The following is a 26,063-nucleotide window of genomic DNA, read 5'->3' as shown; positions in this document are numbered from 1 at the left end:
TCGCTACGGGCCTGCTCCCGGGAGTACGCGCTGCAGGCCCCATCCATGGGGCCTCAGCGCTTGACGGGCATCCATGCCCGTCACCTCCCTCCGCAGTCCCTTCGCTCGGCCTCCTGAAGTCGCAATCTGCGGCGCCTGAACTATCGCGCACTTAGAAGCAAAAGCCGAAGCAAGAGCAAGAGCAAGAGCAAGAGCAAGAGCAAGAGCAAGAGCAGCCAGGTTATGGCTGGGAGGCAATGGCCTTTTCGATGGCTGCCCGGAATGCTGGATCATCCGGCTTGGTCAGGCTGGAAAAGTTATCAATCACCTTGCCCTTGCGGTCCACCACGTACTTGTAGAAATTCCACTTCGGCGCACTGCTCTGGCTGGCAAGCTCCGCGAACAGCGGTATCGCATCCGCCCCCCGCACCGCCTGTGTCTTGGTCATGGTAAAGGTAACGCCATAGTTGGCATAACATACCTTGGCTGTCTTCTCGCTGTCGGCGTCCTCCTGCTTGAAGTCATTGGATGGCACACCAAGCATTTCCAGGCCTTGCTCGTGATATTCCTTGTACGTCGCCTCAAGCCCCTCGAACTGCGGCGCGAAACCGCAGTAACTGGCCGTATTCACCACCACCAGCGGCTTGCCGGCAAAGCGCTCGCACAGGTCCACCTGCCCCTTGCCCCGCAACTCTGGCAGGCTGCCCTGCAACAACGCCGGGCAATCAGCAGCCCAGCTCGATGCGCTGGCAAGCAGGGCCAGCACCGGCACCGTCAACCAATGTGCACGCATGACTCTTTTCTCCCGCAAGACAATCCTCGAACTTGCAGGGTAGCGCCTAACAAACACTCATGCCCAGTTGCATCAACGCCATCCCGCCCTTGTGCCAGCCCCACCACACCAGCGCCAGCAACGACAGGGCGGCGAGGGCCAGTAGCCCTCGAGCCATGTAGCGGTTCATGCGGCCTGGGCCTGCAGGCGGGCAACCGGGCGTTCGCGCACGGGCCAGTTGAGGGCGGCAGCCAGCAGGCTGAGCAGGATGGAAATCTGCCAGACCATGTCGTAGCTGCCGGTGCGGTCATACACCACCCCGCCCAACCAACCACCCAGGAAGGCACCCAGCTGGTGGAACAGGAAGACGATACCGCCAAGCATGGACAAGTTGCGCACGCCGAATACGGTAGCCACGGTGCCGTTGGTCAACGGCACCGTGGACAACCACAGCAGGCCCATGGCGATGCCGAACAGATAAGCACTGAATTCGGTCACCGGCGCCCAGAGGAACAGCACGATCACTACCGCACGCAGCAGGTACAACCCGGTCAGCAGGCGCGGCTTGGACATGCGCCCGCCCAGCCAGCCGGCAGTGAAGGTACCGACGATATTGAAAAGGCCTACCAGCGCCAGCACCGTGGTGCCGGTAGTCGCGGCAAGATGCTGGTCGACCAGGTAGGCCGGCAGATGCACGCCAATGAACACCACCTGGAAACCACAAACGAAAAAGCCCAGCGCCAGCAACCAGAAGCCGGAGTGCGAGCAAGCCTCGCGCAAAGCCTGGCTCAGGGTCTGTTCGCCTCCATGAGTGGGCAGAGGCCGGTCGCGCAGCAGGCCGACGAAGGGCACGATCAGCGCCACCATCAGGCCCAGTACCAGCAACGCTGCGGACCAGCCCAGCCACTGGATAAGGCCGAGAGTGCCCGGCAACATTGCGAACTGGCCGAAAGAACCGGCAGCGCTGGCAATGCCCATGGCCATGCTGCGCTTTTCCGCCGGCACGGCACGCCCGACCACGCCGAGGATGACCGAGAACGAGGTGCCGGACAGACCGATACCGATCAACAAGCCGGCACTCAGCGACAACGACCAGGCCGAGTCGGCCATGCCCATCAACACCAACCCGGCAGCGTAGAGAATACCGCCAATGATCACCACCCGCGCCGCGCCCATGCGGTCGGCCAGGGCGCCGGCGAATGGTTGTGCCAGCCCCCAGATCAGGTTCTGCAAGGCAATGGCGAAGGCAAACACCTCACGCCCCCAGCCGAAGTCCGCGCTCATAGGCGCCAGGAACAGGCCGAAGCCGTGCCGCACACCCAGGGATAGCGCCAGGATCAGCGCTGCCCCCACCAATACCCACCCGCTGGTTCGCCACACCGAAGTCATTGCCGTTATCTCCAGCACATCGCAAGGTTTTACGGGTATATACCCGCTTATAGTCGTATCAATTTCAAGCCAACTGATTCAGCAAACGGACCAGTTCATCCCGCTGCCCTGCCCCCAGCCGCTCCACCAACTCTGCCTGTGCCTGTTCCCAGGCCGGATGGGCCGCGTGCAGCAATTGGGTACCGGCCTCGGTCAGCAGCACCACGCGGTTGCGTTGGTCGTCACCATCGGCCAAGGCCACCAGCCCTTCAGCCTCCAGCACCCGTAGGTTGCGGCCCAGGGTACTGCGCTCCAGGCCCATGGCCTCCGCCAGGGTGGTGATACTGGGACGATCGAGCCGCTGCAGATGACGCAACAGGGAAAACTGGGCGACATTGACCCCAAAGCTGGCAAGGGCCTCGTCGTAATGCCGGCTCACCCCACGGGCGGCGCGACGCAGATGGGTGCAGATGCATTCACTGGTCAACATGGATACGTGTATATACCCGCGTCATGTGTGTTGCAAGAAATTTCACGATTACCGACGCCCCTCAGCCCTAATGCCTGTCAGATAGCGTTAATGGGGCTGCTACGCAGCCCATCGCCGGCAAGCCAGCTCCCACAGGTACAGCGTTGCTCTCGAGGTTGTCGCTGTACCTGTGGGAGCTGGCTTGCCGGCGATGGGCCGCAAAGCGGCCCCAATTACTTAACCAGGTTCAAGCGCCGGCGAATCGGCTCGAACTCTACTGTAGCCTTGCGCGCCAGCGGGTCTGGAGTGCCCTGCTCGATTGCCTGCCAATAGCGCCACGGCACCTTGGTCGAGCCCAGCTCGTAGTCCATGCCATCCCAGTTGTCTTCACGGAAGCTGTAGAAGGCCCAGTGCAACCGGTGGCGATCCAGCACGCTGAGCACGTCTTCCAGGTATTGCCGGCAGCCCGGCAGCCTGCGCATGCAGCCGAACTCGCCCACCACCAACCGAGAGCGGGGCACGTTCATGGCCGCGGCCCAGTCCAGCGGCTGGCGCAGGTATTGCGCCACACGCTGGCCATCCCACTGCTGCGTCTGCCCCGCAAACGGTGCCGGGCCGGGATAGGCGATGGGTTGCTTGCGCGTCATGTTCGGTGCACTGGTCACCAGATAGGGCTCGTACATGTGCACGCTGTACAGCACCCGCTGGTCTTCCAGCGGTGCCGGCCAGTAACCGAAGGCATCGGCGGCGGCGAACCAGCCGGCATCGAGCATGACCGGCGTGTCGGCGTCCTCCTCGCGAATGGCCGCTATCAACTGCCGATACAGAGCCGGCAGATCACGCGCACTGCCCTGCTGCCCTGCATACCACTGCTGCATTTGCCCAGGGTCGGCATGCTCGGCCAGACCACCGTGCTTCTCCGGGGCGGGCTCGTTGACCAGGTTGTAGGCGGCGATGGCCGGGTGACCTTTCAGCTCACGCGCCAGATCCCGCCAAAAGGCCTCAGCCTGCAACCAGTAGCGTTTGTCCTGCCAGAGGCGGTCGTCGAACTGGCCCTGGTTGTTTTGCGACCAGCGCATGCCGGGTAGCGAGAGCGGTGCGATGACCACTTTGAGGTCGGCCTGATGGGCGCGGTCGAGGGTGGCTCGCAGCGTGGCCAGGTCGGCCGCAGGCAGGCCTTGGTAGGCATCGGCATCGCCGAGGAGGAAGTCGCGTTCCGCCGGCTACCATTTGTCGTAGGACAGCCGCACCCAGGTCGCGCCATAACCGCTCAAGGCGTCGAAGTAGGCTTGATCAGGCGGCAGCCGGTTGAAGCTGTTGCCACCGTGGCGGGGGGTGTTCCAGAAAGCCATGAGATCGGCTGCCATGGCAGCAGGCCCCATGGCCAACAAAAACGCAGCGAGAATGACATGACGCATGGTGCCGACACTCCTCGACAGTTTGCGGGAGGGGCAAGCATACGCCAGTGAAAGGATGCCGATTCTTGCTGAGTTTTTTCAGGAATTTACCGACACGTTAGGCTCAGAAACGCCCTACAGACACATCTGATTGCGCGGTCACTTGTAGGAGCGGCCTTGTGTCGCGAAAGGGCTGCAAAGCAGCCCCGGCAATTTATGCACTAACGCTGAAATTGTGGGGCTGCTTTGCAGCCCTTTCGCGACACAAGGCCGCTCCTACAGGGCCCAGAGCAAGGCTCAGAGGCCCAACGCCAACCCCAGCACCACGGCCAGTTCGAGCAACTCCAGCATTGCACCAGCGGTATCGCCGGTAGTCCCGCCCAGGCGCCGGCACATCAGGTGCCGCAACCAGGCAAACACCGCCAACGCCAGCACCACGATCCACCCGCCCAGGACCAGACAGAAAAGCACACAGCCCAGCAGCACCCAGCCGGCCGCATGCCGGGGCAGGTGCTCGGCCAGCGCCTGCCCCAAACCGCCCTGCCGTACATATGGCGTACTCAGGAACAGCCCGAGCATCGCCGCCCGCCCGATCAACGGTGCCAGTAGCAACTGTGCGCCAATGCCCTGCTCGACCAGCACCCACAAAGCGCAGAACTTCAGCAACAGCACCAGCACCAGGGTGACCACGGCAATCGGCCCGCTACGTGGGTCCTTCATGATCAGCAAGGTGCGTTCGCGGTCACCGAAACCGCCAAGCCAAGCGTCGGCGCTGTCCGCCAGGCCATCCAGGTGCAAGGCGCCACTGAGCAACACCCACAACGTGAGCAGCATGGCCGCGTGCAGCGGCGCAGGCGTGCCCTGCAGCAGGTAGCTGGCCAGCCACAGCAACAGGCCGAACAGCAACCCGACCAGCGGGTAGCAGAGCAGCGAGCGCCCAACCTCGCGCGGCGCCGGCATGCCCGGCAGACTCACCGGCAGGCTGCTGAGAAACTGCAAGGCAATCCACAATGGCAACATCTCAGCGCCCCTCGACCAACTGGCCGTCGTCACCCGGCACCAATCGCATGAGCGCAGCGTGGCCGACTTCGACCTGCAGCAACTGCGCCCTTGGCAGACCACGGGCACGTGCCAGCAGCAGCCGCATCACACCGCCATGGGTGACCAGCAGCACGCGCTTGCCAGCATGCTGGCGACCCAGGCGCTCGACAGCGGCCAGCACTCGCTCGGCGAACGCCTCGACTGGCTCGCCATTAGGTGGCGTAAACGCGTAAGGGTCCGCCCAGAAGCGCCCCAGCGCGTCCGCCTGGTCTTCCATGATCTGCGCCGCACTACGGCCCTCCCAGTCGCCAAAATGCAGCTCCTGCAATGCCGCTTCGCGCTGCACAGGCAGGTTCAGCCGCTCGCCCAGTTCCTCGGCAAAACGCGCACAGCGCTGCAGCGGCGAACTGACCAGCACCTCCCACGGGCCGGCTTCGGCCACGGCTTCACGCATCTGCGCCCAGCCCTTGTCGGTCAAGGCATCATCAAGGCTGCCACGCAGGCCGCCCTGTTCGGTTTCGCCATGGCGCAGCAGGTCGAGGATCATGCCGGGCGGTCCGCCACCGCAGCCTCGGCAAAGGTCGCCATCTGCCCGTGCAACGCACAGGCCAGGCGCAACAGCGGCACAGCCAGGGCAGCACCACTGCCCTCGCCCAGGCGCAGGCCCAGGGCCAGCAACGGCTCGGCCTGCAAGGCGTCGAGCAAGGCTTTGTGCCCAGGCTCTGCGCCTTGGTGGGCAAACACCAGCCAGGCCCGACACTGCGGGTTGAGACGCACCGCCAGCAGCGCGGCGACACTGCAGATGAAGCCGTCCACCAGTACCGCGATACCCGCCTGCGCGCAGCCAATGTAGGCACCGGCCAAGGCCGCGATCTCGAAACCACCGACACAGCCCAGTGCCTGCAATGGATCGTTGGCGCTAAGGCCATGCAGGCTCAACGCACGCTCGATGACCTCGGCCTTGTGCCGCACCCCGGCGTGGTCCAGGCCGGTACCCGGGCCACTCAATTCAGCAGGCGGGCAACCGAGCAACACGCTGGCCAGGGCAGCGGCAGCCGTGGTGTTGCCAATACCCATCTCGCCCCCGATGAACAGCTGCGCGCCCTGTTCGGCGGCGCGCAGGGCACTATCGCGACCGGCCTGCAGGGCGGCCTGCAGCTGGCCCTCGGTCATCGCCGGCTGGCGGGCGAAGTTGGCGGTACCGGCGCCAAGGCGCAGGTGGCGCACGCCAGGCAGTTCCAGGTGGGGGTCGATGGTGCCCAGGTCGACCACTTCCAGACTCGCCTGCAGCTGGCGCGCCAGCACGCTGATTGCCGCGCCACCACCGACGAAGTTGCGCAGCATCTGCCCGGTCACCGCTTGCGGGTAGGCCGAGATGCCTTCCTCGACCACGCCGTGGTCACCGGCAAAAATGCTGATTGCGGCGTTATCCAAGGTCGGCCGTTCACACCCCTGCAGGCCGGCCAGCTGAATGGCCAATCCTTCCAGTTGGCCTAGCGAACCGGCAGGTTTGGTCAGCTGTTGCTGACGGGCGCGGGCCTGGTCCATGGCGGCGTTGTCGAGAGGTTGGCAGGCGTCACGCCACCAGGCTTGGGTCATAGTGCAGGTCCTTTGAGCATTAGGGGCAGGCCGGCCACAGTCAGCACCACGCGCTGACAGCGTTCGGCCACGGCCTGGTGCAGCCAGCCGGCCAGGTCGACATAGCGACGAGTCAGCTCGCCCATGGGCACGACGCCCAGGCCGGTTTCGTTACTGACCAGGATGACCGTGCCCGGCAACTGTTCCAGGCAGGCCAGTAGCGCATCACGCTCCTCGGCCAGGCGCTGGTCGTCTTCGAGCATCAGCAGGTTGGTCAGCCACAGGGTCAGGCAATCCACCAGCAGGCAGCGCCCTTCGGCCGCTTCGGCGCGCAGTACCGCGGCCAGGGCCAGGGGTTCCTCGATCAACCCCCAGTCATCAGGGCGACGCTGGCGATGCAGCAGCACGCGTTCGTTCATTTCACCATCCAGCGGCTGGCTGGTGGCGATGTAGGTCACCGGCAGGCCACTGGCGCTGGCCAGCTGTTCGGCCAGGCGGCTCTTGCCCGAGCGGGCGCCGCCGAGGATCAGGTTGAGCATGTCAGGCCACCCCACAGAGCTGGCGCAGGCGCGCGGTGTCCAGGTGCTTTTCCACCAGGTCGGCCAGGCGCTCTATATCGCGTTCGCGCAGAGCCTGGTAATCGACGGCCTGCACATCATCCAGCCCAGCCCAGCGCAGCAGCGCCGCGCACGACTGGCTGCCTTCAAACAGGCCGTGCAGGTAGGTGGCAAGTATCTGGCCATCAGCGCTGACAGCGCCATCGCAACGGCCATCGGCAAGTTGCACGGCTGGCTGCTCCAGGGCAGGCCCCGTGGTGACGCCGGCATGAATTTCATAACCGGCAACCGGGACTGCTTCGAGGTTCAGCGTGCCGGCAACGTTGCGCAGTTGCTTCTCGGCTTCGAGTACCGTGACGTAATCGAGCAGGCCAAGCCCCGGGCTGGAGCCAGCGGCCCCTTCGAGACCAAGCGGATCATGCACTTCGCGGCCCAGCATCTGCAGGCCACCGCAGATCCCGATCAGCTTGCCGCCATAGCGCAGGTGCCGGTCGATGGCCTTGTCCCAACCGCGCTCACGCAGTTGCGCCAGGTCGCCGCGCACACTCTTGGAACCCGGCAGGATGATCAGGTCGGCGGCCGGGATAGGCTGGCCCGCGCCGATGAACTGCAGGTCCACCTGGGGGTGCAGGCGCAGTGGGTCGAAGTCGGTGTGGTTGCTGATACGCGGCAGCACCGGGACGATCACCTTGAGCACGCGCTCGGCCTTTGCCCCCTGGCGTGCGTCGATGCCGTCTTCGGCTTCCAGATGCAGGTCGTTAACATACGGCAGCACGCCCAGTACCGGTTTGCCGGTGCGCTGTTCCAGCCAGTCCAGCCCCGGCTGCAGCAGGGCGATGTCGCCGCGGAAGCGGTTTATGACAAAGCCCTTTACCCGCGCCTGCTCACTGGGCGACAGCAGTTCCAGGGTGCCGACCAGATGGGCGAAAACACCACCACGATTGATGTCGGCAACCAGGATCACCGGGCAGTCCACCGCTTCGGCAAAACCCATGTTGGCAATGTCACCGGCACGCAGGTTGATCTCCGCCGGCGAGCCCGCGCCTTCGACCATGACCACCGGCCAGGCAGCACTCAGACGCTGGTGCGAAGCCAGCACCGCCTGCATGGCGATAGCCTTGTAGTCGTGGTAGGCCACCGCGTTCATGCTGGTGACGGCACGGCCATGGATGATCACCTGGGCGCCGGTGTCGCTGTTGGGCTTGAGCAGCACCGGGTTCATGTCGGTATGCGGTTGCAGCCGGCAGGCCTGGGCCTGCACCGCCTGGGCCCGGCCGATTTCACCGCCATCGGCGGTCACCGCGCTGTTCAGCGCCATGTTCTGCGGCTTGAACGGCACCACGCCGACGCCCTGGCGCAACAGCCAGCGGCACAGTGCGGTCACCAGCGTGCTCTTGCCGGCGTCGGAGGTGGTGCCTTGCACCATGAGGGTGGTCATGCCGTTTCCTTCTGATAGGCCGCCAGGGCTTGGGCCAGGCGCTGTTCGTCCGCCGCACAGGCTGGCAGCCCCAGGCGTATCGCCTGCGGCTGCTCGAACAGCCGCACCAGGATGCCGCGGCGGGCGAGAAAGTCATGCAGTTGCGCAGCGTGCTCGCTGCGCACGTACTGGAACAGATCGCAACCACCGTTGGGCGCCAGACCGACGCTGCGCAACAGCATAGCCAGCCGCTGGCTGGCAGCAGCGCAGCGTTCGACCTGCACACGCTGGGCGGCGTGGTCGGCCAGGCTGGCCTGGGCCAGCACCCGGGTCGGGCCATTGACAGTCCACGGGCCGAGCAACTCGGCCAGGCGCAGCAGCAGGCTGCGTTCGGCGGCAACGAACCCCAGGCGCACGCCGGCCAGGCCGAAGAACTTGCCGAACGAGCGCAGCACGATCAGCCCCGGGCGCTCGGCACAATCGACCACGCTTTCTGCCGGGGTGTTGTCCATGAACGCTTCGTCGACCAGCAGCCAGCCACCGCGGGCGGCCAGGCGTGCGTGCCAATCCAGCAGGCGTTCACGCGGCACCCGGCGGCCGGTAGGGTTGTTGGGGTTCACCAGCACCAGTACGTCGAGGCTGTCGAGTGTCGCCTCGACCTGCGCTTCCTCCAGCTCCAGCAACTGGTGCCCCGCCCGTTGCCAGGCGTATGGATGCTCGGCATAGCATGGCGTCAACACCCCTATCCGGCCGGCTGCGCGCAACAGCGGCAAGGCCTGGATCGCGGCCTGGGAACCGGCCACCGCCAGCAATTGGCGGGCGCCGTAATACTCACGCGCGGCGTCCTCCAGGCCGTCCTCGGTCTCCGGCAGGCGGGCCCAGGCCTCCATGGGGATCGGTGGAATCGGGAAAGGCCATGGCGCAATGCCGCTGGACAGGTCGAGCCACTGCTCGCGGGCGATGCCGTATTGCCGTACCGCCCGCAGCAGGCGGCCTCCGTGTTCAAGCATTGATATAGGCCCCCAGGCAGATCACCAGCAGCCACAGCCATACGCCGCGCTGCACCAGGCCCCAGCCGCGCTCGATGGCGTCGGCGTCGGCCATTGGCCCGTCACCCAGGCGTGGCCGCTCATGCAGCTCGCCGTGGTACACCGCCGGGCCACCGAGTTCCACCCCTAACGCACCAGCACCGGCGGCCATCACCGGCCCGGCATTGGGGCTGTCCCACAGCGGGCCCTGCTTGCGCCAGCAGGCCAGGGCCAGGCGGGTCTTGCCCAGCAGCGCGTAGGTCAACGCCACCAGCCTGGCGGGAATATAGTTGAGCACATCATCGACACGCGCCGCACACCAGCCGAAGCGTTCGAAGCGCTCGTTGCGGTAGCCCCACATGGCGTCCAAGGTGTTGCTCAGGCGGTACAGCACCACGCCAGGCGCGCCGGCGACCACGAACCAGAACAGCGCGGCGAATACCGCATCGCTGCCATTTTCCAGCACCGATTCGGTGGCCGCCCGGGCCACCGCAGGCTCGTCAAGTTCGCGGGTTTCGCGGCTGACCAGGTAGCCCACACGGCGCCGCGCTTCTTGCAGGTCACCCTGGCGCAAGGCACTGGCCACTGGTAACACGTGTTCACCCAGGCTGCGCAGCCCGACGGCGCAGTACAGCGCCAGCACGTCGACCAGCCAGCCGATGTACGGCAGCCAGGACAGGATCAGTGCCACCAGGGTAAGCGGCACCACAGCCAGGAACCATGCGCTCACCCCGTGACTGCGCCAGCCGCGCCCACCGGCATTCAGGCGGCGCTCCAGGTTACTGGCCATGTTGCCGAAGGCTACCAGCGGATGGCGCCGCTGCGGTTCGCCCAGCAAGGCATCCAGGGCCACGCCGGCCACGGTCAGCAAGGCCACGCTCATTGGCGCTCTCCCCATTGGTTCTCAAAGAGCATTTCACTCAAGGGCCGTTCCTCGGCCCAGTTTTCCAGCACCAGCATTGGTGCCGGGTAGAACTCGGTCACCGGCCCCAGGCACAGCACCGCGACCGGCTTGGCCCCGGTCGGCATACCCAGCAGCGCCGCCAGCGCCTGCGGGTCGAACAGCGACACCCAACCCATGCCAAGGCCTTCGCCACGGGCTGCCAGCCAAAGGTTCTGGATGGCGCAGGCCAGCGAGGCCAGGTCCATTTCCGGCAGGGTGCGGCGGCCGAATATATGCGGCTCGCGGTCGTCCATCAGGGCGGCCACCAGCAGCTCGGCGCAGTCATTGATGCCTTCCACCTTCAGTTTCATGAAGGCGTCGGAGCGTTCGCCCAAGGCTTCGGCGGTACGCACCCGCTCTGCTTCCACCAACGCCTGGATGCGCGCACGCAAATCGCGCCGGGTGATGCGGATGAAACGCCAGGGCTGCATCAGCCCGACACTCGGCGCCTGGTGCGCGGCAGCCAACAGGCGGCCCAGCAGTTCGGGGGCTACCTCGCCACCGGCGAAATGGCGCATGTCACGGCGTTCGCCGATGGCCCGATAGATCGCGGCGCGCTCGGCGTCGCTGTAGGCGTGTTCGCTCATGGTCGCAACAGCGCCGCCGCCGCATCAGGGTTGGAGGGAAAATAGAAGTGCACGTAGGAAGCCGTCAGCCGACCCAGGCGGTACACCGCTTCGTTGCCGCGCCCGCCGTTGGGGCTCAGACCACGTGCGATCGGCTCCAGTACGGTACTGGTCAACGAATGGTGATAGGTGTGACCGCGAAGGGTGCCTTCCGGCAGTTCCACCGCCTGCAGGGCCAAGGCAGCCAGGCGCTTCTGCATGGTCGCTTCGCCCGGCAGCAGGCCGAGCAGCTCGGCACGCTCGCCGGCCACGTCGGTCAGGGCATCGAGCAGGTACAGCATGCCGCCGCACTCTGCCAGCAACGGTTTGCCCTGGGCGTGATGGGCACGGATCGCCTCGCTCATCGGCGCGTTGGCAGCCAGGGCGTGGTGGTGCAGTTCGGGATAACCGCCCGGCAGATACAGGCTGTCCACTGCTGGTAGTTCGCGGTCATGCAGCGGCGAGAAAAACTCCAGCTGCGCGCCCAGGTTGCGCAGCAGGTCGAGGTTGGCGCCATAGGTGAAGGCAAAGGCCTCGTCCCGCGCCACGCCAATGCGCACACCGGTCAACGAGGCGACACTGGCTTGCGGCTCGGGTTCGGCAAAGGTCACTGGCGGCGGCAAGGCGGCATCGCAACTGGCGCCAAGCGCTTCGGCAGCGGCATCCAGACGAGCGTCCAGGTCGTTCAGCTCGCTGGCCTGGACCAGCCCCAGGTGGCGGCTGGGTAGCTCTATACCGCGCTCGCGGGACAAGCCGCCATACCAGCGCAGGCCTTCGGTCAGGCTACCTTCCAGCAGTTGCGCGTGGCGCAGGCTGCCGACCCGGTTGGCCAACACACCGGCAAACGGCAGGTCCGCCTGGTAGCGTGCCAGGCCCAGGGCCAGGGCGCCAAAGGTCTGGGCCATGGCCGTGCCATCTATCACCGCCAGTACCGGCACGCCGAAGTGACGCGCCAGGTCGGCGCTGGACGGCGTGCCGTCGAACAGCCCCATCACCCCTTCGATCAGGATCAGGTCGGCCTCGCTGGCGGCTTCCCACAGTAGGCGGCGGCTTTCCTCGGCGCCGATCATCCACAGGTCGAGCTGGTACACCGGCGCGCCGCTGGCCCGCTCAAGGATCATTGGGTCGAGAAAGTCGGGGCCGCACTTGAACACCCGCACCTTGCGCCCAAGGTTGCGGTGCAGGCGGGCCAGGGCGGCGGTGACGGTGGTCTTGCCCTGACCAGAGGCCGGCGCCGCGATCAGCACGGCAGGGCACTGGCGCGGCTGGCTCACAGTTCCACGCCCTTCTGTGCACGGATACCGGCCTGGAACGCGTGCTTGAGCATGCCCATTTCGGTCACGGTGTCGGCCAGCTCGATCATCTCGGGTTTCGCGGCACGGCCAGTGACGATCACATGCTGCATCGGTGGGCGGGCCTGGATGTCGGACAGCACCTGGTCAAGGTCGAGGTAGCCGTGCTTGAGGGCGATGTTCAGTTCATCGAGCACCACGAACTGCACGGCAGGGTCTTGCAGCAACTGGCGCGAAACGGCCCAGGCGGCTTCGGCGGCGGCGATGTCGCGCTGGCGATCCTGGGTTTCCCAGGTAAAGCCCTCGCCCATCACGTGGTAGCGCACCTGCTCGGGGAAACGGCGGAAGAACAGCTCTTCGCCGGTGCTGTTGCGGCCTTTGATGAACTGCACCACACCGCATTGCATGCCATGGCCCAGTGCGCGCGCGAGCATACCGAAGGCCGAGCTGCTCTTGCCCTTGCCATTGCCGGTCAGTACCAGCAGCAGGCCGCATTCGTTGGGGGAATTGGCGATGCGTTCGTCGATGATCGCCTTCTTGCGCTGCATGCGCGCCAGGTGGCGTTCGTCGCGTTCGGTGGATTCGCTCATCAGGGTTCTCCGCTGGCTGGCGCCCGCGGCAACGCGCGGCGACAGATAAAAGGCGGGCAGACGGAGAACGCGCAGGGGCCGTGGCCGTAGGCAACGGTGCACCGCGCATCACCCTCCGTGATGCCGTTGGCAGTATCAGGCCGGTCTCCGGGCTTGTGAGCGGGCCTTGGCCCAGGCCTGCGCGCCTTCCCGGGTGCTGGCACCCAGTGGCCCTGCGCGGCCGCGACTCACCTACCGTTGCGGGGGCAGCGCCGGAATCGCGCCATGCGGGCACTTACCGGCTTCCCAGTTTCACCCTGCCCAGACGGGCTGGCAGGGCACCTGAAACACGCGCGAAGGTTAGAGGGTTGGACCGGGAGCGTCAATCGAAGCGGGCCGCTTTGCAGCCGAACAGGCTCCGCCTGGGTAATGGCCATTTCACCTTGTTGTGCCACACTGAATACAGTGATATCACATAGCCATCACTTTCAGCTGAACGCGATCACAACTACAACAGGAGAGCGCAGCATGCGAGGCCAGATCATCAACAACCCGCGCCTGGAGTTTCTTGCTCCGGTGCTGGAGCGCTGGGGCGACTGTATTGACCGCTTCAACCAGTTTGCTGGCGATGCCGAAGCACCTTACTGGCATGGCGCTGCCGCCAATACGGGGCTGCTTGCCGCAGCGGCCTGGCAAGCCGAACTGGCGGCGCTGCAGCAGTTTGCCGGCAAGAAGCAGCGCGACGAAGGTGAACACGAAGGGCGCTGCGACCTGTCGATCAGCAGTGCCGATGAAGCGCTGTACCTCAGTGTCAGTCAGCGCTGGCCAAGAATCGCTCGGCTGGACATGGCCGACGCCCTGCAGCAGACCACTGCCCTGGCGCGCCAGGTGGCCTACCCCAGCCAGTTGAAAGCTGGTGCACTGTTCATCAGCCCGTGGAAGGCTGGCCAGCATGCCAGCCCCGAGGAACTGCAGGACCTGGTCGACGATCTGCAGAAACATACCGCCTGTGCCATCGCCTGGTACTTCCCGTATGCCTATCGCAAGTTGCACAACGAACTGGGGCAGTATTTCCCGGGGGTGGCGTTGTTGCTCAAGCAGGCTTGAAGCAACTTCGGCTCGGGCCGGGACCGGAACTCGTTTCGCAAGCGCGACTTGGCCGTTGTGAGAGCGGGCGTGCCCGCGAAGAATCCAGCGCGGTGGCTGGCACCGGCTGCGCCGGTGTTCGCGGGCGCGCCCGCTCCCACAGAGCCCTATTTAAGTCTCCTGTCGTAGTGAAGCGAGCCACCGCAGGTGCCCCACGCCCAGCCTTCATGAGGAGCCAGTTCCGATTACTGGTATTACACGACTGCGGTTTCTGACGATTTTTGCTCTTGCTCTTGCTCTTGCTCTTGCTCTTGCTCTTGCTCTTGCTCTTGCTCTTGCTCTTGCTCTTGCTCTTGCTCTTGCTCTTGCTCTTGCTCTTGATCTTGATCTTGATCTTGATCTTGATCTTCGCGACTTCAGGAGGCCGAGCAGAGGTCTTGCGGAGGGAGGTGACGGGCATGGATGCCCGTCAAGCGCTGAGGCCCCATGGATGGGGCCTGCAGCGCGTCCTCCCGGGAGCAAGACCGGCGCGAGGGAACCCCGTAGCGTAGCGGAGGGGCCGGATGATGGGAGCGCAGCGTTTTTTGGTTACTTTTTGTCGCGTTTGACAAAAAGTGACTCGCCGTAAGGGCGAAAAGGTGAGTCAGCGTCGCCATCATAAATGGACTATGCGCGAGATCAAAACCAGTACTCTTCCGCTCTTCGCTCTTCGCTCTTCGCTCTTCGCTTTCAAGCGTGGGCATCAACAACAAGGTCAACATTCATTCTCGAAGGTGGCGCTTATTCACCTTTCCGCCCTTACGGCGGGTCACTTTTTGTCAAACGCGACAAAAAGTAACCAAAAAACGCTGGCTCCTATCATCCGGCCCCTACGCTGCGCTCCGGGGTCCCCTCGCTACGGGCCTGCTCCCGGGAGTACGCGCTGCAGGCCCCATCCATGGGGCCTCAGCGCTTGACGGGCATCCATGCCCGTCACCTCCCTCCGCAGTCCCTTCGCTCGGCCTCCTGAAGTCGCAATCGGCGGTGCCTGAACTACCGCGCGCTTAAAAAGCAAAAGCAAAAGCAACGGCAACGGCAACGGCAACGGCAACGGCAACGGCAACGGCAACGGCAACGGCAGTTGGATGGTTCCGGGAACCTGGCGAATGTCACCGACCTCTCAATTCATAGGCCCTGTTAGGAGGACGCCGCCCCATGAAACACCTGACGCCTTGGTTATTGGCCGCCAGCCTGACTGCCTGCGGCGAAACCGCCCTGCTGAATGTACTCGACGGTAGTGGCCCAACCCCCCAGCTGCCTGCTCCGGTCAAGACCACCCTCCCCACCGTGAATATCGCCCCGGCAGTGGGCTGGCCCAAGGACGCCAAGCCCGAGACAGCACCAGGCACTCAGGTGAAAGCGTTCGCCAGCGGGCTCGACCACCCTCGCTGGCTATACCTGCTGCCCAACGGCGACGTCCTGGTGGCCGAAACCAATGCCCCGCCCAAGCCCGAAGATGGCAAGGGCCTGCGCGGCTGGGTCATGAAGAAGGTGATGAAGCGGGCAGGCGCAGGCGTACCTAGCGCAAACCGCATTACCCTGCTACGTGATGCCGACCACGACGGCGTGGCTGAAATCCGTACAACCTTCATCGAAGAGCTCAACTCACCGTTCGGCATGGCGCTGGTCGGCAAGGACCTGTATATCGCCAACACCGACAGGTTGCTGCGCTTTCACTATGAGCCCGGTGCCATGCAAATTCGCAATGAAGGCCAGCCAGTGGTCGAGTTGCCAGGCGGGCCGCTCAACCACCATTGGACCAAGAACGTGATCGCCAGCCCTGATGGCAAGAAGCTTTTCGTGACGGTCGGCTCCAACAGCAACGTAGGCGAAAACGGTATGGACAAGGAACAGGGGCGCGCCGCGATCTGGGAAGTGGACCCCACCAGCGGCCAGCACCGCCTGTTCGCCACCGGCCTGCGCAACCCTAACGGCCTGGCCTGGGAGCCGCACAGCGGTACGTTGTGGACGGCAGTCAACGAGCGTGACGAGATCGGTAGCGATCTGGTACCGGACTACATCACTTCCGTGAAGGACGGCGGTTTCTATGGCTGGCCCTATAGCTACTACGGCCGCCACGTGGACGAGCGCGTGCAACCGCCAGCGCCTGAAAAAGTTGCCCAGGCGCTGGTGCCCGACTACGCCGTAGGCCCACACACGGCATCGCTAGGGCTGGCATTCGCCGAACCGAACGGGCTACCACCGCCCTTCGAACAAGGGGCATTCGTGGGCCAGCACGGGTCGTGGAACCGCAAGCCACACAGTGGCTACAAGGTGATTTTCGTGCCGTTCGACCCATCAGGAAAGCCCTCGGGCAAGCCCGTAGACCTGCTTACCGGTTTTCTGGATGAGCATGGCAAGGCCCAAGGGCGCCCGGTCGGCGTAATCACCGACGGGCGTGGCGGCGTGCTGGTAGCCGATGATGTCGGCAACGTGGTCTGGCGGGTGAGCAAAGCCCCGCCTGTCCTCAGGGGTTCTGCGCCAGATGCCCTTGCGGAATGACGCGCTTGGCCTGCAGGTAAGCCTTGGCCCAGTAGCTGTTGGACAGGTAGTCCAGACGCACCGTGCCACCGCTGGAAGGTGCATGCACGAAGCGCCCTTCCCCGACATAGATGCCCGCATGGCTGACCTGCGAGCCGCCACTGGTGGCGAAGAACACCAGGTCGCCGGACTGCAGCGACTTGGCATCCACGGTTGGCGCGCGCATTACGATCATCTCACGCGTCGAACGCGGCAGGCTTATGCCGGCAGCATCACGATAGACGTACTTGATCAGGCCACTGCAATCGAAACCGGAGTCCGGCGTATTGCCACCCCAGCGATAAGGCGTGCCCACCAGGCCGATGGCACGCATCAGCACGTCATCGGCAATCGGCGAAGGGCTGGGCTGGCTATAGGTAACCTGCGGCTGTACCACAGGGGCCGGCGCAGGCGCACGGCTGGAGCAGGCAGCCAGCAAGGCTGCCAAGGAGAGAAATGCGAAGCGCGCCATCTTTACCATGGCCAGAACATCCTGTCTGAGTCCGCTGGGCCGCAGCCGAAAAGAGTTGAGAAATTAGATTAGACGCTTTCTATAAATGCGCACGGCGGCGAGCTTTTTTCAAAGCATCGCCGCCGCGGCAGGGTACATCATTTTGCTATCAGTTGCGCGCGATATTGGTGGTCGGCGCCATGGCCAAGGCACGCTTGGCTTCGATGAAGGTCTTGCTCCAGTAGCGGTCACCGAGGCTGTCGATGCGCACACCACCGCTGCGGCGGCTGCTGGAGTGAATGAACTGGTTGTCACCCAGGTAGATGCCAGCATGGCTGACGCGGCCGCGACCATTGGTGCTGAAAAACAGCAGGTCACCTGGCTTGAGTTTGTTGCGGGCCACTTTCGGGGCATCGACGTTGATCATTTCACGCGTGGAACGCGGCAGGGTCACACCCGCCTCTTCGCGGAACAGATAGCCGATGAAACCACTGCAGTCGAAGCCGGACTTCTCCGAGGTACCGCCGAAGCGATAGCGAGTGCCGATCAGCGACATGCCGCGCTCGAGAATGCTGTCAGCCAGAGCTGGCAACTGGTAAGGCTTGCTGCTGGAGAAGGTCTCCAGGTCATCTTCGGTAGCCAGCTCTTCCGGCTCGCCGAATACCGACGAGGAGGAGGCTTTGGCCTTGAAGGCCGATTGTGCGGCGATCGGGGAGTGATCCTGGGACTGCAGCTCTGAATGAGAAGCTGGGCCTTGGGCCGCGCAGCCAAAAAGCAGGGTCACGAGTGCGAGTGGCACGAGGGGTGCGAAGCGCTTCAGCATGGGCACGACCGTGTCTGTAATCCTTTAGAAGGGTGAAACTATGCCCTCTATCATGGCCATTTGCAAATTTTATCGAAAAAGATGTGACTTTTTCGTTTTGCCGCTCTGGCCCAGCGTTTTCGGGGTTACCAGCCCAGGGTTTCTTTGAGGAAAGGGATGGTGAGCTTGCGCTGTGCCTGCAACGAGGCCTGATCGAGGCGTTCCAGCAGGTCGAACAACGCGCTCATGCTGCGTGCGCCGCGGGTGAGGATGAAGTGGCCGACTTCGTCGGTAAGGTGCAGGCCACGGCGCGAAGCACGCAGTTGCAGGGCACGCAGCTTGTCTTCATCGGACAGGCCACGCATCTGGAACACCAGGGCCAGGGTCAGCCGCGACTTCAGGTCCGGCAGCTTGATCGGCAGTTCGCGCGGCGATGCCGAGGCGGCCAGCAGCAGGCGCCGGCCGCTGTCACGCAGGCGGTTGAAAAGGTGAAACATAGCCTCTTCCCAGTCAGCCTTGCCGGCGATCACGTGCAGGTCGTCGATGCACACCAGTTCATACTGGGCCAGGTAGTCGAGCAGCCCTACGCCACGATCGAGCAATTGCGCCAGCGGCAGGTAGACGGCTGGCTCGCCGCGTTGCTGAAAGCGGTGGGTAGCGGCCTGTAGCAGGTGGGTACGGCCAACACCTTGCTTGCCCCACAGGTAGATAAGGCTCTCGGTCCAGCCGGCGTCGGCTTCGCATAGCCGCTCGACGTAGCCCAATGCCGCAGCATTGGCGCCCGGATAGTAGTTGATGAAGGTGGCGTCATCGCGCAGGCGCACACCCAGGGGCAACTGGATCGGTGGTTTCATGCTCGCGGGCGGTCGACAGGACCGCAGGGGGCCTTTGGTGAACAATGTGCAAAGTCTATACCCGCAGCGCGGGGCGCACAATCACGGCAGCGGATAGCACAAGTAAAATCAATGAGTTGCGCTTTTTTTGGCTATTTTGGGGCTGCTTTGCAACCCTTCACGGGCTTGTCCGCTCCCACAGGGGGCGCGTAAATCATGGGCTCAGCGACACATCTGTGGGAGCGGGCAAGCCCGCGAAGGGCCGCAACGCGGCCCCAATTTTCTTAACTGGCCGGCATTAAGGCGGCCCTGGGATCACAACTCCGGGTCGATATCCCCGGCATACATGTCCGATTCCTTGTACAAGTCATGCACATGCCGCAGCAGCACCATGATTACCGCCGCCACCGGCAGCGCCAGCAACACCCCGGTAAAGCCGAACAGCTCACCGCCGGCCAGGATCGCGAAAATCACCGCAACCGGGTGCAGGCCAATGCGGTCACCGACCAGCAGCGGGGTCAGCACCATGCCTTCCAGCGCCTGGCCGACCATGAACACTGCGACGATAGCCAGCATCGGGTACAGGTCGCCGCCAAACTGGAACAGGCCAGCCACCAGGGCCGCGCCGATGCCGATGATGAAACCCATGTACGGCACGATGGCAGCCAACCCGGCGAGCATGCCGATCAATAACCCCAGTTCCAGCCCCACCAGCATCAGCCCGGCCGAATAGATGATGCCCAGGGCCACCATCACCATCAATTGCCCGCGCACGAACGCCCCCAGCACCTCATGGCATTCGCCTGCAAGGCCCATCACTTGCGGCTCACGCTGGCGCGGCAGCAGGCCGCGCAGCTTGGCCATCATCAGGTCCCAGTCGCGCAGCAGATAGAAACCCACCACCGGGATCAGCACCATGTTGGCCAGCCAGGCCATCAGCGCCAGGCTCGAGGCAGTGGCATGGGACAGCAGCACACCGACGATATCGGTGGTCTGGCCCATGTGCGTGCCGATGGCGGCCTTGATCTTGTCGAACTTCCAGAAGCCGTCAGCCAGGCCCAGCCGGCTCTGCACCCAGGGCAGCGCCACGTGCTCGAGCCAGTCGAGCATCTGCGGCGCCAGTTCGTACAGGCGCACCAGCTGCTTGGCCAGCAGCGGCACCAGAACCAGCAGCAAGGCCAGCAACAGCAAGGTGAACAGGCCGAACACCACCACCACGCCCCAGGTGCGCGACAGCCCCAGGCGCTCCAGGCGGTCGACCAGCGGGTCGGCCAGATAGGCCAGCAGCACGCCGACCAGGAACGGGGTAAGAATGTTGTGCAGGCTGTAAAGCAGCACGGCGACCAGCAGGGCAACGCCCAGCCAGATCCAACGACGTACGTCGGTCACGGTGTGCTCCCCTTACCAGCGAAAACGCAAACCGTCGAACGGCTTGGGTGCTGGCTGGGCCGGCACTGGTTGCCCGGCCCCGGCAGCGTCTGCCGGAGCTGGAGGGGGCTGCACAGCGGGCGCCTGCTCTACCGGTACTTCCTGCAGCTTGGCCAGGCCAAGCTGGGCACGCAACTGTTCGCGGTTGGCAGTCACGCCGTAGGTCAGGGTGCTGCCTTCGGCCATTTGCAGCCGCGGGCCGTAGGGTTCGAGCACGCGGGCCAGTTCGGCGTAGCGCTGCAGGTTCATCCCCTGCACTTGCACCTGCAACTGGCTGCTGGCCCCCGGGCGGGTGACGTAGCGCGGCGCCAGGCGGCTGCTGAGCGCCAGCATCACGGCGTCGGCCAGCGCTGCCGGGTCGGCACCTTCGGCAGTGCCTTGTTCACGCTGGTCGCCCAGCCAAAGCTGCCATTTGCCCTGCCATTTGCCATCGGCTTCCCGGGCATGCACCGCCAGCAAGGCATCGGCGCCGTAGCGCCCTGAGGCTTCGCGCAGCGCCGCAGGGTCACTGCCTTCGATCTGCTCGGCATTGGCCACCAGTTGCTCCTGCAGGTCGGCCAGCGGCAGGCGCAACGGCAGGCCACGGTGCTGGGCGGCACGACGCAGGGGTTGGGCGCTGGCCTGGCCGTCACCTACCAGGTTGCTGCCTTCGACACTGTCGTTCAGCCACCAGCCGAGAATCGAGGGGCGGTTGCTGCCCCACAAGGCCAGGCCGGCCTTGCGCAAGGCCCGTTCGGTACTGCCAGGGTCGAACTCGACCAACACCGACTCGGGTGGCCCGGCTTCGCTGGCGACCTGGTTGATGATTTGCTGCGGGTCCTTGCGCAAAGCGGCCAATGCCGGGCTTTGTGCCGCCTTGGGGTCGCCGGTCAGACGCGTTACCAGGGTATCGAGAGCCTGGATGGTAGCCGCGGCACGGGCTTCGGCGCCCTGCCCTGTGACCGGCTCGCGCACCTGGTAAAGGCCGGTGACATTTTCAGCCTGGGCACTGGCCGAGATCAGGGCCAGACAACCGGCTGCCAGAATATTGAAGAGACGCATGGAGGATTCCTGTCCATTTACCGCAATGCCTATACCTTATACACGGGGGCGAAAGGTAACCAGTCGCGAGGATGAAAGATTGGTTGCGGAGATTGCCTGGGAAATGTGATGGGTCTGACAGGTGCTCGCCGCAACAGGTTCAGCGCCTGCGCGTGCATGGCGCGGCCCTTGTGGCGTACACCCCCAACTTTTTACCTATTTTCATGCCCTGCCCGTCGGCCTGAGGATGGCCGCTGCCCGGCAACCCTGATAAAATCGCGCGCCTTCACAGACCACTGACGTTTCAGGCAGCCGCCGCTTACCAGCCGGCCTTGGCCGTCATGGTCGTTTTTAAGAATCCCTCCCTCCTAAAGGCCTGGATCAATGAGCAAGCAACCCTCCCTGAGCTACAAGGACGCCGGTGTAGACATCGACGCCGGCGAAGCACTGGTCGAACGCATCAAGGGCGTGGCAAAACGCACCGCACGCCCTGAAGTCATGGGTGGCCTGGGCGGCTTCGGCGCCCTCTGCGAGATCCCGGCCGGCTACAAGCAGCCGGTGCTGGTCTCCGGTACCGACGGCGTCGGCACCAAGCTGCGTCTGGCACTGAACCTGAACAAGCACGACAGCATCGGCCAGGACCTGGTCGCCATGTGCGTCAACGACCTGGTAGTGTGCGGCGCCGAGCCACTGTTCTTCCTCGACTACTATGCCACCGGCAAACTGAACGTCGACGTGGCCGCCACCGTGGTCACCGGCATCGGTGCCGGCTGCGAACTGGCCGGCTGCTCGCTGGTCGGTGGTGAAACCGCCGAAATGCCTGGCATGTACGAAGGCGAAGACTACGACCTGGCCGGCTTCTGCGTCGGCGTGGTGGAAAAGGCCGAGATCATCGACGGCTCCAAGGTTGCCACCGGCGACGCACTGATCGCCCTGCCGTCCTCGGGACCGCACTCCAACGGCTACTCGCTGATCCGCAAGATCCTCGAAGTGTCCGCCACCGACATCGAGAACACCCAGCTGGACGGCAAGCCGCTGACCGACCTGCTGATGGCTCCGACCCGCATCTACGTCAAGCCGCTGCTGCAACTGATCAAGAACACCGGCGCGGTCAAGGCCATGGCCCACATCACCGGTGGCGGCCTGCTGGACAACATCCCGCGCGTACTGCCGGCCAACGCCCAGGCGGTCATCGACGTGGCCAGCTGGCAGCGCCCGGCGGTGTTCGACTTCCTGCAGGAAAAAGGCAACGTCGACGAGCATGAAATGCACCGCGTGCTGAACTGCGGCGTCGGCATGGTCATCTGCGTGGCCCAGGACCAGGTAGAAGCAGCCCTGAACGAACTGCGCGCCGCTGGCGAGCAGCCATGGGTGATCGGCCACATCGCCGAAGCCGCCGAAGGCGCTGCCCAGGTCGAGCTGCAAAACCTCAAGGCACACTGATGCCAAGCAAGACCTGCAATGTAGTGGTATTGCTGTCGGGCTCCGGCAGCAACCTGCAAGCCCTGATCGACAGCTGCCAAGGCCAGGACAGCCCGGTGCGCATCTGTGCAGTGGTTTCCAACCGCGCCGACGCATACGGCCTGCAACGCGCCGCGGCGGCCGGCATCGACAGCGTCGTGCTCGAGCACACCCAGTTCGACGGCCGTGAAGCCTTCGATGCCGCGCTGATGGCGCGCATCGACGGTTTCGCCCCCGACCTGGTGGTGCTGGCCGGTTTCATGCGCATCCTCAGTGGCGACTTCGTGCGCCACTACCAGGGCCGCCTGCTCAACATCCACCCGTCGCTGCTGCCCAAGTACAAGGGCTTGCATACCCACCGTCGGGCGCTGGAGGCAGGCGACGGCGAGCACGGCTGCAGCGTACACTTCGTGACTGAGGAACTCGATGGCGGCCCTCTGGTCGTACAGGCTGTGGTGCCGGTGGTGCCTGACGACACCGTCGAAAGCCTGGCCCAGCGGGTACACCGCCAGGAACACCTGATTTACCCGCTGGCAGTGCGCTGGTTCGCCGAAGGGCGCTTGCGTCTTGGCGAACAGGGTGCATTACTGGATGGCCAGCCACTGGCGGCCAGCGGTCACTTGATTCGATCCTAGGAGAATTTATGCGTCGCGCCCTGCTCTTGGCTCTCGCCGTGCTCGCCCTGCCCCTCCAGGCAGCTGATCTGAAGCCTTTCTCGGCCAGCTATACCGCAGACTGGAAGCAACTGCCCATGAGCGGCACCGCCGAGCGCAGCCTGGTCAAGAATGCCAACGGTACCTGGGACCTTAATTTCAAGGCCTCCATGATGATCGCCAGCCTGACCGAGCAAAGCACCCTGCGCATGGACAACGACACCCTGCTGCCACAGAAGTACCACTTCGAGCGTGGTGGCCTGGGCAAGGCCAAGAAGGTCGACCTGACTTTCGACTGGAACAGCAAAAAGGTCACCGGCAGCGACCGTGGCGATGCCATCAACCTGCCGCTGAACCGTGGTGTGCTGGACAAGTCGTCCTACCAGTTGGCCCTGCAACATGACTTGGCCGCCGGCAAGAAGAGCATGACCTACCAGGTGGTCGATGGTGACGAGATCGACACCTACGACTTCCGCGTGCTGGGCACCGAAAAGGTCACTACCAAGACTGGCCAGGTCGATGCGGTGAAGGTCGAGCGCGTGCGCGACCCAAGCCAGAGCAAGCGCATCACCGAGCTGTGGTTCGCCAAGAACTGGGACTACCTGCTGGTGCAACTGCGCCAGGTCGAGACCGATGGCAAGGAATACGTGATCGTCCTGCAGGATGGCACGGTCGATGGCAAGCCGGTGAAGGGCAACTGAGCCAGCGCTGCCAGCAGTACCCGAAGCCCCGCCTTGTGCGGGGCTTTTTTCTGCCGGCCTTGCACCGACGCCTGTAGGAGCGGCCTTGTGTCGCGATGGGGCGCGCAGCGGCCCCAGGATCTTTGCCTCAACGCAAGATTGCCGGGGCCGCTGCGCGCCCCATCGCGACACAAGGCCGCTCCTACAAAAGTGCACCTGCCGGCCCAAAGGCTGATCATGAAACTTGTTTCATGCCTGTTTTATTTACTTAGCCTGCTAACAAACTCTATAAAGAGGTTGTGCGACATAGTGTCGCAGCCAACTGAAGCAGTGGAGTTTAACGATGACAGTCCAAGTAACCGAACGCGACGAATCGAAAATGTCCCACGAAGGCCTGGCCGCTGGTGTGCGGATCTGGGATGTGCACCAACAGGGCCAACTGGTGGGGATGTTCCACAACGAACATGAAGCGCATCAGTACCGTACAGAGCTGGAAAACCTGGAAAACCAGCGCGCCACGCAATGACCCATCTTCAAATGAAAAACCCCGCCAAGGCGGGGTTTTTCGTGGTTACCACATCAGATCATCAGGGATCTTGTAGGCTGCGTACGGGTCGTCCTCGTCCGCTTCCTCGACATGGGTGTTCAGCAGCAGGACACGGCCAGGGTCGCGCTCCTGGATCTTCAATGCCGCCTCCCGAGGGATCACCTCATAGCCGCCGGCAAACGACACCACGGCCAACGCACCATTACTCAGCTTGGTCCGCATCAGGGCATTGACGGCAATGCGCTTGACCTTCTTGTCGTCGACGAAGTTGTAGTAATCCTCGGTGCTCAGCTTCGGCAGGCGAGTCGCTTCGATCAACTGCTTGATCTGCGCGGCGCGGGCCTTCTGCTCGGCTTTTTCCTGCTGCTGGCGGTTCAGTTCCTGGTCACGCTTGGCCTTCTCGGCCATGGCTTCCTTGGCCATGCGCTGCTGGCTGTCGTCCACCTCGACCTGGCCTTTGTGCTCCAGGCGTTTCTGTTTCTTCTCGGCCTTGTTGGCCTGGGAAACCTGTTTCTGGTTGACCAGACCGGCTTTGAGCAGTTGGTCGCGAAGGGAAAGGCTCATGAATGTTCACTCACTTATGCAACAGCTCAGCCGCAGCTGGGCAGGTTCTTTTCCTGACGTTTGGCTTCACCCCAAAGGGCATCCAGTTCATCAAGGTTACAATCTTCGATGGGGCGGCCACTGTCGCGCAATGCCTGTTCGATGAAGCGGAAACGCCGCTCGAACTTGCGATTGGCACGGCGCAGGGCGTGTTCCGGGTCATGCTTGAGGTGGCGGGCCAGGTTGACGGCGGCAAACAACAGGTCGCCGATTTCATCCTCGAGCGCATCGGCATCGCCGTCGGCCATGGCCTGCAGCACTTCGTCCAGCTCTTCGCGCACCTTGTCCAGCACCGGCAATGCCGCAGGCCAGTCGAAACCGACCGTGGCCGCGCGCTTTTGCAGTTTGGCTGCCCGCGACAACGCCGGCAATGCCGCTGGTACGTCGTCGAGCAACGACAGCTGTTCGGGCTGGCTCTTTTCCGCGCGCTCTTCAGCCTTGATTTCTTCCCAGCGTGACTTGACCTGGGCCTCGTTCAGGCTGGGGGTGTCCACCGGCGCATACAGCTCGCCGGTGGGGAATACATGCGGGTGACGGCGAATGAGCTTGCGGGTGATGCTGTCGACCACGCCGTCGAACTCGAAACGCCCCTCCTCGCGGGCCAGCTGGCTGTAGTAGACCACCTGGAACAGCAGGTCGCCCAGCTCACCTTGCAGGTGCTCGAAGTCGCCACGCTCGATGGTATCGGCAACCTCGTAGGCCTCTTCGATGGTGTGCGGGACGATGCTCGCGTAGTTCTGCTTCAGGTCCCACGGGCAGCCGTACTGCGGGTCGCGCAGGCGGGCCATGAGGTGCAGCAGGTCTTCGAGGGTGTAGGTCATTCAGGCAGGTCCTTCGGTGGTGGCTTCTTCGCGGGCTTGCCCGCTCCCACAGGAACCCAGCAGAGGTCCCCACACCCCTCCTTTCCCCCTGCGGAAGGAAAACC

The 26,063-nt window shown here is 64.1% G+C and carries 27 protein-coding genes, 1 pseudogene and 1 riboswitch; of the genes and pseudogenes, 6 read left to right on the top strand and 22 right to left on the bottom strand.

Going from position 1 to position 26,063, the window contains the following annotated elements; genetic code table 11:
- Positions 1 to 220 precede the first annotated feature (220 nt).
- From ACLCGK_RS30905 to cobO, 15 genes and pseudogenes are all read right to left on the bottom strand, one after another.
- On the bottom strand, positions 221 to 772 hold the full coding sequence (locus ACLCGK_RS30905) for a glutathione peroxidase (protein WP_410953561.1): 552 nt from the start codon (positions 770 to 772) through the stop codon (positions 221 to 223).
- Between the two features lie 46 nt (positions 773 to 818).
- On the bottom strand, positions 819 to 941 hold the full coding sequence (locus ACLCGK_RS30900) for a hypothetical protein (RefSeq protein ID WP_410953560.1): 123 nt from the start codon (positions 939 to 941) through the stop codon (positions 819 to 821).
- The gene (locus ACLCGK_RS30895; protein ID WP_061552263.1) at positions 938 to 2,140 is read right to left on the bottom strand and encodes an MFS transporter; all 1,203 of its coding nucleotides are present in this window, start codon (positions 2,138 to 2,140) and stop codon (positions 938 to 940) included. Before ACLCGK_RS30895 ends, ACLCGK_RS30900 begins: the two co-directional genes overlap by 4 nt.
- Before the next feature lie 64 nt (positions 2,141 to 2,204).
- Positions 2,205 to 2,609 carry a MarR family winged helix-turn-helix transcriptional regulator gene (locus ACLCGK_RS30890; protein WP_013971386.1) on the bottom strand — a complete coding sequence of 135 codons (405 nt, stop codon included), beginning with the start codon at positions 2,607 to 2,609 and terminating at the stop codon, positions 2,205 to 2,207.
- Positions 2,610 to 2,821: 212 nt separating this feature from the next.
- Positions 2,822 to 3,940, bottom strand: a pseudogene (locus ACLCGK_RS30885) (glycoside hydrolase family 5 protein).
- Positions 3,941 to 4,282: 342 nt separating this feature from the next.
- Positions 4,283 to 5,005, bottom strand: coding sequence for an adenosylcobinamide-GDP ribazoletransferase (locus tag ACLCGK_RS30880; RefSeq protein WP_410953559.1), 723 nt, complete (start codon positions 5,003 to 5,005; stop codon positions 4,283 to 4,285).
- Position 5,006: 1 nt separating this feature from the next.
- A complete protein-coding gene (locus tag ACLCGK_RS30875) occupies positions 5,007 to 5,573 on the bottom strand; it encodes a histidine phosphatase family protein (RefSeq protein ID WP_289805460.1) in 567 nt (188 codons plus the stop codon).
- Positions 5,570 to 6,625: a nicotinate-nucleotide--dimethylbenzimidazole phosphoribosyltransferase gene (gene cobT / locus ACLCGK_RS30870; RefSeq protein WP_015269249.1), complete on the bottom strand. Its 1,056-nt coding sequence runs from the start codon at positions 6,623 to 6,625 to the stop codon at positions 5,570 to 5,572. Before cobT ends, ACLCGK_RS30875 begins: the two co-directional genes overlap by 4 nt.
- Positions 6,622 to 7,143, bottom strand: a complete 522-nt coding sequence (cobU, locus tag ACLCGK_RS30865; protein WP_013971381.1) for a bifunctional adenosylcobinamide kinase/adenosylcobinamide-phosphate guanylyltransferase — start codon at positions 7,141 to 7,143, stop codon at positions 6,622 to 6,624. The genes cobT and cobU overlap by 4 nt, the downstream gene beginning before the upstream one ends.
- A gap of 1 nt (position 7,144) precedes the next feature.
- Positions 7,145 to 8,599: a cobyric acid synthase gene (locus tag ACLCGK_RS30860; RefSeq protein ID WP_013971380.1), complete on the bottom strand. Its 1,455-nt coding sequence runs from the start codon at positions 8,597 to 8,599 to the stop codon at positions 7,145 to 7,147.
- Positions 8,596 to 9,588, bottom strand: a complete 993-nt coding sequence (gene cobD, locus ACLCGK_RS30855) for a threonine-phosphate decarboxylase CobD (RefSeq protein WP_410953558.1) — start codon at positions 9,586 to 9,588, stop codon at positions 8,596 to 8,598. The genes ACLCGK_RS30860 and cobD overlap by 4 nt, the downstream gene beginning before the upstream one ends.
- Positions 9,581 to 10,489 carry an adenosylcobinamide-phosphate synthase CbiB gene (cbiB, locus tag ACLCGK_RS30850; protein ID WP_015269245.1) on the bottom strand — a complete coding sequence of 303 codons (909 nt, stop codon included), beginning with the start codon at positions 10,487 to 10,489 and terminating at the stop codon, positions 9,581 to 9,583. Before cbiB ends, cobD begins: the two co-directional genes overlap by 8 nt.
- Complete coding sequence (gene bluB / locus ACLCGK_RS30845; protein WP_410953557.1) at positions 10,486 to 11,136, bottom strand: 5,6-dimethylbenzimidazole synthase; 651 nt, start codon at positions 11,134 to 11,136, stop codon at positions 10,486 to 10,488. The genes cbiB and bluB overlap by 4 nt, the downstream gene beginning before the upstream one ends.
- Complete coding sequence (locus ACLCGK_RS30840) at positions 11,133 to 12,428, bottom strand: cobyrinate a,c-diamide synthase (protein WP_410953556.1); 1,296 nt, start codon at positions 12,426 to 12,428, stop codon at positions 11,133 to 11,135. Before ACLCGK_RS30840 ends, bluB begins: the two co-directional genes overlap by 4 nt.
- Entirely contained in the window at positions 12,425 to 13,036 is a 612-nt protein-coding gene (gene cobO, locus ACLCGK_RS30835; RefSeq protein ID WP_096010075.1) for a cob(I)yrinic acid a,c-diamide adenosyltransferase, read from the bottom strand. The genes ACLCGK_RS30840 and cobO overlap by 4 nt, the downstream gene beginning before the upstream one ends.
- A 120-nt stretch (positions 13,037 to 13,156) precedes the next feature.
- A riboswitch (cobalamin riboswitch) is annotated at positions 13,157 to 13,376 on the bottom strand.
- Positions 13,377 to 13,543: 167 nt separating this feature from the next.
- Here cobO and ACLCGK_RS30830 point away from each other — a divergent pair.
- Entirely contained in the window at positions 13,544 to 14,122 is a 579-nt protein-coding gene (locus ACLCGK_RS30830) for a hypothetical protein (RefSeq protein WP_015269242.1), read from the top strand.
- Positions 14,123 to 15,295: 1,173 nt separating this feature from the next.
- The gene (locus tag ACLCGK_RS30825; RefSeq protein ID WP_410953555.1) at positions 15,296 to 16,642 is read left to right on the top strand and encodes a PQQ-dependent sugar dehydrogenase; all 1,347 of its coding nucleotides are present in this window, start codon (positions 15,296 to 15,298) and stop codon (positions 16,640 to 16,642) included.
- On the opposite strand, the gene ACLCGK_RS30820 is transcribed toward ACLCGK_RS30825, so the two are convergent.
- The 5 genes from ACLCGK_RS30820 to ACLCGK_RS30800 form a co-directional block, all read right to left on the bottom strand.
- Positions 16,608 to 17,141 carry a C40 family peptidase gene (locus ACLCGK_RS30820; protein WP_013971371.1) on the bottom strand — a complete coding sequence of 178 codons (534 nt, stop codon included), beginning with the start codon at positions 17,139 to 17,141 and terminating at the stop codon, positions 16,608 to 16,610. The two genes, ACLCGK_RS30825 and ACLCGK_RS30820, sit on opposite strands and share 35 nt — an antisense overlap.
- Before the next feature lie 139 nt (positions 17,142 to 17,280).
- Positions 17,281 to 17,934 (bottom strand): C40 family peptidase, encoded by a 654-nt coding sequence (locus tag ACLCGK_RS30815; protein ID WP_015269239.1) that lies wholly within the window; start codon positions 17,932 to 17,934, stop codon positions 17,281 to 17,283.
- A 125-nt stretch (positions 17,935 to 18,059) separates the two neighbouring features.
- Positions 18,060 to 18,767 (bottom strand): DnaA regulatory inactivator Hda, encoded by a 708-nt coding sequence (gene hda / locus ACLCGK_RS30810; protein ID WP_013971369.1) that lies wholly within the window; start codon positions 18,765 to 18,767, stop codon positions 18,060 to 18,062.
- 294 nt (positions 18,768 to 19,061) lie between these two features.
- The gene (locus ACLCGK_RS30805) at positions 19,062 to 20,135 is read right to left on the bottom strand and encodes an AI-2E family transporter (RefSeq protein WP_410953554.1); all 1,074 of its coding nucleotides are present in this window, start codon (positions 20,133 to 20,135) and stop codon (positions 19,062 to 19,064) included.
- 12 nt (positions 20,136 to 20,147) lie between these two features.
- Positions 20,148 to 21,215, bottom strand: a complete 1,068-nt coding sequence (locus ACLCGK_RS30800; RefSeq protein ID WP_015269236.1) for a DUF2066 domain-containing protein — start codon at positions 21,213 to 21,215, stop codon at positions 20,148 to 20,150.
- Positions 21,216 to 21,578: 363 nt separating this feature from the next.
- Here ACLCGK_RS30800 and purM point away from each other — a divergent pair, with 363 nt between their 5' ends.
- The 4 genes from purM to ACLCGK_RS30780 all read left to right on the top strand — a co-directional run bounded on the left by purM (position 21,579) and on the right by ACLCGK_RS30780 (position 24,514).
- Positions 21,579 to 22,637 carry a phosphoribosylformylglycinamidine cyclo-ligase gene (gene purM / locus ACLCGK_RS30795; RefSeq protein WP_013971366.1) on the top strand — a complete coding sequence of 353 codons (1,059 nt, stop codon included), beginning with the start codon at positions 21,579 to 21,581 and terminating at the stop codon, positions 22,635 to 22,637.
- Complete coding sequence (gene purN, locus ACLCGK_RS30790) at positions 22,637 to 23,290, top strand: phosphoribosylglycinamide formyltransferase (RefSeq protein ID WP_410953553.1); 654 nt, start codon at positions 22,637 to 22,639, stop codon at positions 23,288 to 23,290. Before purM ends, purN begins: the two co-directional genes overlap by 1 nt.
- Before the next feature lie 8 nt (positions 23,291 to 23,298).
- Complete coding sequence (locus ACLCGK_RS30785; RefSeq protein WP_023662920.1) at positions 23,299 to 24,009, top strand: DUF3108 domain-containing protein; 711 nt, start codon at positions 23,299 to 23,301, stop codon at positions 24,007 to 24,009.
- 322 nt (positions 24,010 to 24,331) lie between these two features.
- A complete protein-coding gene (locus ACLCGK_RS30780) occupies positions 24,332 to 24,514 on the top strand; it encodes a hypothetical protein (protein WP_003257734.1) in 183 nt (60 codons plus the stop codon).
- Between the two features lie 45 nt (positions 24,515 to 24,559).
- Here ACLCGK_RS30780 and ACLCGK_RS30775 read toward each other — a convergent pair whose 3' ends face one another.
- A complete protein-coding gene (locus ACLCGK_RS30775) occupies positions 24,560 to 25,099 on the bottom strand; it encodes a DUF2058 domain-containing protein (protein WP_013971362.1) in 540 nt (179 codons plus the stop codon).
- Positions 25,100 to 25,125: 26 nt separating this feature from the next.
- Positions 25,126 to 25,959 (bottom strand): nucleoside triphosphate pyrophosphohydrolase, encoded by an 834-nt coding sequence (mazG, locus tag ACLCGK_RS30770; protein WP_013971361.1) that lies wholly within the window; start codon positions 25,957 to 25,959, stop codon positions 25,126 to 25,128.
- Positions 25,960 to 26,063: the final 104 nt, after the last annotated feature.

This window comes from Pseudomonas sp. S1(2024) (assembly GCF_046557535.1).
This window is presented reverse-complemented; position numbering and strand designations above follow the sequence as displayed.